At 70.5% G+C, this 6,080-nt stretch carries 7 protein-coding genes and 1 pseudogene; all 8 read right to left on the reverse strand.

Annotation, left to right across the window (positions count from 1 at the left end; translation table 11 throughout):
• Window positions 1–189 (reverse strand): annotated as a pseudogene (locus ACFPZL_RS08855) (c-type cytochrome biogenesis protein CcsB); the annotation flags it as partial.
• A gap of 62 nt (window positions 190–251) precedes the next feature.
• Window positions 252–1,157, reverse strand: a complete 906-nt coding sequence (locus ACFPZL_RS08860; protein WP_236022099.1) for an SDR family NAD(P)-dependent oxidoreductase — start codon at window positions 1,155–1,157, stop codon at window positions 252–254.
• A gap of 100 nt (window positions 1,158–1,257) precedes the next feature.
• Window positions 1,258–1,614, reverse strand: a complete 357-nt coding sequence (locus ACFPZL_RS08865; RefSeq protein WP_218116009.1) for a TfoX/Sxy family protein — start codon at window positions 1,612–1,614, stop codon at window positions 1,258–1,260.
• 297 nt (window positions 1,615–1,911) lie between these two features.
• A complete protein-coding gene (gene resB, locus ACFPZL_RS08870; protein WP_218116146.1) occupies window positions 1,912–3,651 on the reverse strand; it encodes a cytochrome c biogenesis protein ResB in 1,740 nt (579 codons plus the stop codon).
• Window positions 3,635–4,456: a cytochrome c biogenesis CcdA family protein gene (locus ACFPZL_RS08875; RefSeq protein WP_218116147.1), complete on the reverse strand. Its 822-nt coding sequence runs from the start codon at window positions 4,454–4,456 to the stop codon at window positions 3,635–3,637. The genes resB and ACFPZL_RS08875 overlap by 17 nt, the downstream gene beginning before the upstream one ends.
• 4 nt (window positions 4,457–4,460) lie before the next feature.
• The gene (locus ACFPZL_RS08880) at window positions 4,461–5,072 is read right to left on the reverse strand and encodes a TlpA disulfide reductase family protein (protein WP_382335132.1); all 612 of its coding nucleotides are present in this window, start codon (window positions 5,070–5,072) and stop codon (window positions 4,461–4,463) included.
• Window positions 5,073–5,074: 2 nt separating this feature from the next.
• Window positions 5,075–5,707 (reverse strand): histidine phosphatase family protein, encoded by a 633-nt coding sequence (locus ACFPZL_RS08885; RefSeq protein ID WP_218116148.1) that lies wholly within the window; start codon window positions 5,705–5,707, stop codon window positions 5,075–5,077.
• Between the two features lie 83 nt (window positions 5,708–5,790).
• The coding region (locus tag ACFPZL_RS08890; protein ID WP_382335134.1) for a GNAT family N-acetyltransferase at window positions 5,791–6,080 on the reverse strand (290 nt) is incomplete at its 5' end.

Consider the following 6,080-nt stretch of genomic DNA (forward strand, 5'->3'; position numbering starts at 1 on the left):
GGCTTCCGCCGCCGCGCCCGCGCCGTGCGCGCGCCCGGTATCGCGGGGTTCCGCGGCACGGCCGTCGAGATCGTCGCCGCTGCGATTGGCGAGATCGATGGCGTAGAAGGCGAAGGCCATCGAGTACACGATCATCGCCGAGTAGAGCGCGAGCGTCGAGTACTGCTCCAGAGTTTCCAGCACAGCCACTCAGCCTAGTCTCAGGATGTCCGGAATCGCTGGGAGATCGCGGGACGACGACACCGACACGTTCAGCCTTTCTCGTCCATGATCGCGTTGCCGCCGTCGACGACCAGCACCTGACCGGTCACATACGAGGCACCGGGCGAGGCGAGGAACTCGATCACTGCGGCGACCTCGTCGGGGGTGCCGGATCGGCCGAGCGGTGTGGCGTCGCCCATGCGGTTCTCGTGCTCGGTCGCCGAGCCCGTGCGGATCCAGCCGGGGGCGACGGCGTTCGCAGTGGTGCCGGAGCCGGCCAGATCGACCGCCAGCGAACGGGTGAGGCCTACGAGGCCGGCCTTGCCCGCGTGGTAGCCGACGTCGCCGCGGTAGGCCAGGATCGGGCCCGACACCGACGAGACGGTGACGATGCGGCCGTGCTCGGCACGCACGAGGTGCGGGATCGCCGCTCGTGTCACGAGGTAGGCCGTCGTCAGGTTGCGGGTGACGGCGTGTTCGAAGCCGGCGCGGTCGAGGCCCTCGGCGGCGGCCGGCGCCTGCGGGTCCGACACCGAGGTCATGCCGGCGTTGTTCACGAGCACATCGAGGCGTCCGTAGGCGTGGATCGCCGCGCCGATCAGCGCGGCCGCTCCCGCCTCCTCGGTGAGATCGGCGACGACCGGCACCGCCCAGGGCGCGGGTTCGATGGTGGATCCGCCCGCTGCGCCCCGTGCTTCAGCGCTTCCGCTCGGCGGCGCTTCGGCGTTTTCGCGCATCTGTACGTCGGCGGCGATCCCCTCGAGCTCCGCCGCGCGAGCGACGATCCGCTCGCTCGTCGCGCCCACCACGACGCGGATTCCGGCGCGCACCAGCCTGGCCGCCGCGGCGAAGCCGATCCCGTCGGCCGATCCCGCGCCGCTGACGACCGCGACCCGCTCGTGCACGTGCATGGGGGCGCGCGGTTCGGCCCCTGCCTCTGGTAGTCCCTGTGCCATGCTCTGAGCCTAGCCACCGACTCGGGCCCGTCTGCGAGATCCTCGCTTACTGCGCGCACCCTCCCGAATCACCTTGCGGCGAAGATCTAGCAGGCACCCCCTAGGCCGTGGGCGTCTGCGGCTTCGCTGCCCGCTTCGGCTTCGGCGCCGGCAGCACGGACGAGGTGAGCTCGATCAGCTCGGCGAGCGAGTCGCGGTCCTCCCAGCGGTCGCCTCCGATGCGCAGGTAGAGCTTCGACCCGGGGTATGCCGGGGCCTCGTCGAGCGCGCCTGCGGCGTCCAGGTAGGCCTTCCCCTCTGGAGTGGGCTTGACGAAGAGTTCGTCGTCGCAGATGAAGGCGACGGGTTTGTCGTCGGCGTAGAGGCAGTACTCGCCGAACATCTTGCGCGTGCGCAGGTTCGGGAGCGCGCTCAGCTGATCGAGCAGGAACTCGACGGTGTCTTCTCGCGTGCCCATGCGCCCAGCGTAACGCGGCACCGCCATCCCTCACCGCTCGTGCCCGGCCTCGGCGACGTGCCCCCGGCCCTACCCCGGCCCGACCCCGACCTGCTCCGACCGCAACCCGCAAGTGCTCAGTTGTGCGGGGTGTGGCCAGCCTGCACCCCGCACAACTGAGCACTTGCCGCGAAGGGATGGGACAAGGGGAGGCGGAAGGAGAGGCGAGGGGGAAGGGCGGAAGGGAGGGGGGGGAAGGGCGGAAGGGAAGGGAGGGGAAGGGCGGAGGTTGGGGGGGGGGAAGGGAAGCCGGGAGCGCTACAGGCGCTCGCGATGCTGCTCGCGCAGCAGCTCGACCGCCTGCTCGAGCGTCGGATCGTCGCCGCGCGCGAGTGCGGCGTACTGCAGCACCACGCCGTCGGGCACGACGATCGCCTTCACCCACATGCGTCGGCGCGGCACGAACAGCGACGAGAGCAGGCCGGCGACGGCGAGGAGCGCAGAGACCAGCACCCACTCCTGCGCCGGGTTCCGCATCACGTCGAAGCTCGCGTAGCGCGGCACCGCGTCGAGCGATACCGTGCCCATCCCGCCGGGCAGCTCGGCGGTGTCGCCGATGGTCAGCTTCAGCGATTCCTGCCCCTCCTCGCCGCGGGTGAGCTGGGTCATGCCGGTCGTATCGAGCGCGTACACCGACTGCGGGATTCCTCCGTCGATGCCGAGATCGCCGACGAACACGTCGAGGGTCAGCCAGGGATTCTCGAGATCCGGGTAGTCGGACGTCCAGGCGCCGGTGTCGAGCTCAGCCTTGGTCGGGTAGAAGAAGCCGCGAAGACCGAGTTGGGTCTCCTCGCCCTCGTAGCTCAGCCCGTAAGGCACCTTGAGCACGCCGAGCGACAGCATAGTCGCGTCGTTCTGGGGGATGAAGGGCACGGACTCGCTGAACACGACCGTGCCCGAGGGGTCGCGCACCGTGATCGTCGGCGCGTAGCCGTTCGCGATGAGGTAGATCGGCGATCCGTGGAGGCGCAGCGGATGGTTGACCCGGATGACGTCCTCGTGCTCGGTGCCGTCGGTGTCGATGAGGGTGACCGAGGCCCGGTAATCGCGGACCTGGCCGATCGCCTGGGTATTCGCGTCGTCGAGGCCGACGTAGTCGACGGCCAGTTCGTCGAGCCGCATCCGGTAGGGCTCGAGTCGCGAGCTGTCGAAGGATCGCCCCGAGGTCGCGGAGTCGTAGTCGATCAGCTGGTTCAGCAGGGACTCGCCTTCGACGAGCACCTTCTGCCCGTTGAAGCTGAAAAGCCCTCCGATGGCGACGCTGACGAGCACGCCGAGCAATGCGAGGTGGAAGACGAGGTTTCCGGTCTCGCGAAGGTACCCGCGCTCTGCCGAGACCGAGACCTCGGCCGTCCCGTCGCGCCGGGTGGAGCGCTGGATATCGGCCCGGTAGCGCTGGCGGCGCAGGATCTCGTGCGCCTCGGCGACGGCCCGCTCGGCGAGCTCCTCGCGCTCGGCCTGCCCGGCGCCCGGGTTCGAGAGGCGCTGCTCGACGTAGCCGGCCATGCGCGCGAGGCGGGCCGGCGTCTTCGGCGGAGCCGAGCGCAGGGCGCGCCAGTGGTGGGCGATGCGCGGCAGCACGCAGCCGATCAGCGAGGCGAAGAGCAGCAGGTAGATCGACGAGAACCACACCGAGCCATAGACGTCGAAGGCCTGGATCGGGAAGGCGTCGAGGATCGGGAACAGCGTCGGATGCTGCTCCTCGTACTGCAGCACGCCGTTGGGGTCGGCGCTGCGCTGCGGCAGGAGTGACCCGGGGATCGTGGCGATCGCCAGCATGAGGAGCAGGATCAGCGCGACCCGCATGCTGGTGAGCTGGCGCCAGAACCAGCGCAGCCAGCCTCGCAGGCCGAGTTCGGGACCACTGCCGGGACCGCTGCCGGGACCACCGCCGGGAGCGCCGCCCGGGCCGCCGCGGCCGCCGCCGGCGTTCGCGGGAGCTCCTGAGCCGTCCTCGTAGTCGGCCGGCCGGTCGCCGAGATCAGAGAACTGTGACATATCCGCCGATCACCGCCTGCAGCGCATACATGATCCGCGTCCAGATGCCGGTCACCATCAGCAGCCCGATGACGATCAGCAGCCCGCCCCCGATGAGGTTCACCGCACGGATATGCCGCTTGAAGAATGTCGTGGCCGTGGTCATCCACCCGAACCCGAAGGCGGCCAGGATGAAGGGCAGGCCGAGCCCGATGCAGTAGATCGCCGCGAGCCATCCGCCCCGCGCGGCCGTGCCGCTCTGCAGCGCGAGCGTGCCGATGACGGCGAGCGTCGGCCCGAGGCACGGCGTCCAGCCGATCGCGAAGACCGCGCCCAGCACGGGGGCCCCGGCAAGGCCGAGACGCGGCTTGATCCGCAGCCGGGCCGTGCGCTGCATCCCGCCGAACGCTCCGGTGAACACGAGCCCCATCGCGATGATGACGACGCCCATGATCCGCGTGATCGCGGTCTCCCAGCGCGCGAGCCACACCCCGACGCTGCCGGCCAGCATGAGCACGGCGACGAAGATCACCGTGAAGCCGAGAACGAAGAGCAGCGCGCCGATGACCATGCGCCTGCGGGTATATCTCTCGGCGCGGCGGTCGACGACGGCGATGGATTCGGTCGGCGCGCGCACACCGGTCATCGATCCGCCGACGACCGCCGCCCGGCGCACCGGTTCCCCCGCGCTCGCCGAGACGTAGGCCAGGTAGCCGGGCACGAGCGGCAGCACGCAGGGCGACAGGAACGAGACGAGCCCGGCGGCGAGTGCGATCAGCGAGGCGACGAGCAGCTGCCCGTCCGCCACCATCTCGCCCAACCCCATCCGCTCAGCCCTCGGCCAGGGTCTCGCGCACCAGGGTGGAGAGGTGCGATTCGCCGGCGAGCTGGCCGACGATCCGGTGCGCGACCCGACCCTCGGCATCCAGCACCAGCGTCGTGGGAACCGCGTTCAGCGGTACCTGCCCGGCGAAGGCGCGCTGCACTGCGCGATCCCCCGCATTGTCCATGATCGAGGGGTATGCGACACCGAACTCCTCGGAGAACTGCGCGGCCTGCGCGACCTGATCGCGGGTGTTGACCCCCACGAACGCCACGCCCTGAGACGAGAACTCGTCGTAGACCGCGACGAGATCCGCCGCCTCTGCACGGCAGGGCGCGCAGCCCGCGTACCAGAAGTTCACCACGGTGACCGAACCGATCGTCTCGTCCGAGCCGTAGGCGTCCCCCTGCTCCGTCACCCCGGAGAACACCACCGGATCGGTGCGCTGTTCGGGCGCGATGCTCGTGGTCGCGCCGTCGCCCTCGATGTAGCCCTTGTCGCCGCCCTGCTGCCACTGCGCGGCGAGGTCGCCGCCATCCGCCGAGCAGGCCGCGAGCGGCAGCGCGAGCGCGAGCGCGGCGACGAGCGCCAGCGTCCGTGCGGAACCTCGCAGCCGCATCCTCACACCGCTCCCACGTCGACCGACGACGCCAGCAGCGCCGCAGCCGGGGACCGGTAGTCGATCTCGGTCCAGCGCCCGCTGCGCCGCTCGAAGCTCGTGATGCTGGAGAGCTCGCAGCGCCGCTTCGCGGGGTTGTGGAAGAGCGGCTCGCCGTTCACGTCCCGGTGCGCGGCCCAGATCACGGCCTGATGCGACACCATGACGATGTCGCCATCGCCCTCGCTCTCCCAGGCATCGTCCATCGCGGCGCGCACCCGGTCGGCGATCCACCGATAGGGCTCGCCCCAGCTCGGCCGGAACGGGTTCCAGAAGCGATGCCAGTAGCGGGGCCTGCCGAAGGCGCTGCGGGGCAGGCCTTCGAAGCTGTTGGTCGGTTCGATGAGCCGTTCGTCGATCTCGACCTCGGCGCCCATCGCCTGGGAGATCGGCGCGGCGGACTGCTGGGCGCGCAGGAGCGGCGACGCGATGAGACGCCCGACGGCGCGATCCGATCCGCGCAGCTCGTGTGCGGCGGCCTCCGCCATCCGGTGGCCGAGCTCGCTGAGGCCGTAGCCGGGCAGTCGCCCGTAGAGCACGCCCTCGGGGTTCTGGACCTCCGCATGGCGCACGAGATGCAGCTGTCTGTCGCTCACAGCTCCATTCTAGGATCGGCTCGCCTGAGAACTCGCGGGATCGGCGAACGCGCGACCGCACGCAGAGGGCGATGACCGATCCGTCAGGCGACGTCCCGGCGATAGGCGATCAGGTCGAGCACCTTCTCGTCCCCCACCCAGAGGCCGTCGCGCTCGGGCGCGCGGACGAAGCCGAGTTCCTCGTACAAGCGGTGCGCACCGGTCATGTACTTCTGCGTCTTCAGCGAGACGCCCGAGAACCCGACGCCGGCCGCGTGCTCGAGCACGTGCTGCATCAACAGGGCGCCGATCCCCCGGCGGCGCGCGGCCGGCGAGACGCCGAGCAGGCGCAGATCGAGCTCGCCCTCGGGCACGCGCTCGTGCAGGCTGGGCC

Origin of the sequence: Leucobacter soli (assembly GCF_042659205.1) — a bacterium.
In the GTDB taxonomy this organism is placed as follows: Bacteria; Actinomycetota; Actinomycetes; order Actinomycetales; family Microbacteriaceae; genus Leucobacter; species Leucobacter soli.

What these genes read in the sequence shown, in the direction of transcription:
- ACFPZL_RS08860 (WP_236022099.1), bottom strand. Translation starts at nt 1,157, where the DNA reads ATGGCACAGGGACTACCAGAGGCAGGGGCCGAACCGCGCGCCCCCATG.
- ACFPZL_RS08865 (WP_218116009.1), bottom strand. Translation starts at nt 1,614, where the DNA reads ATGGGCACGCGAGAAGACACCGTCGAGTTCCTGCTCGATCAGCTGAGC.
- resB (WP_218116146.1), bottom strand. Translation starts at nt 3,651, where the DNA reads ATGTCACAGTTCTCTGATCTCGGCGACCGGCCGGCCGACTACGAGGAC.
- ACFPZL_RS08875 (WP_218116147.1), bottom strand. Translation starts at nt 4,456, where the DNA reads ATGGGGTTGGGCGAGATGGTGGCGGACGGGCAGCTGCTCGTCGCCTCG.
- ACFPZL_RS08880 (WP_382335132.1), bottom strand. Translation starts at nt 5,072, where the DNA reads ATGCGGCTGCGAGGTTCCGCACGGACGCTGGCGCTCGTCGCCGCGCTC.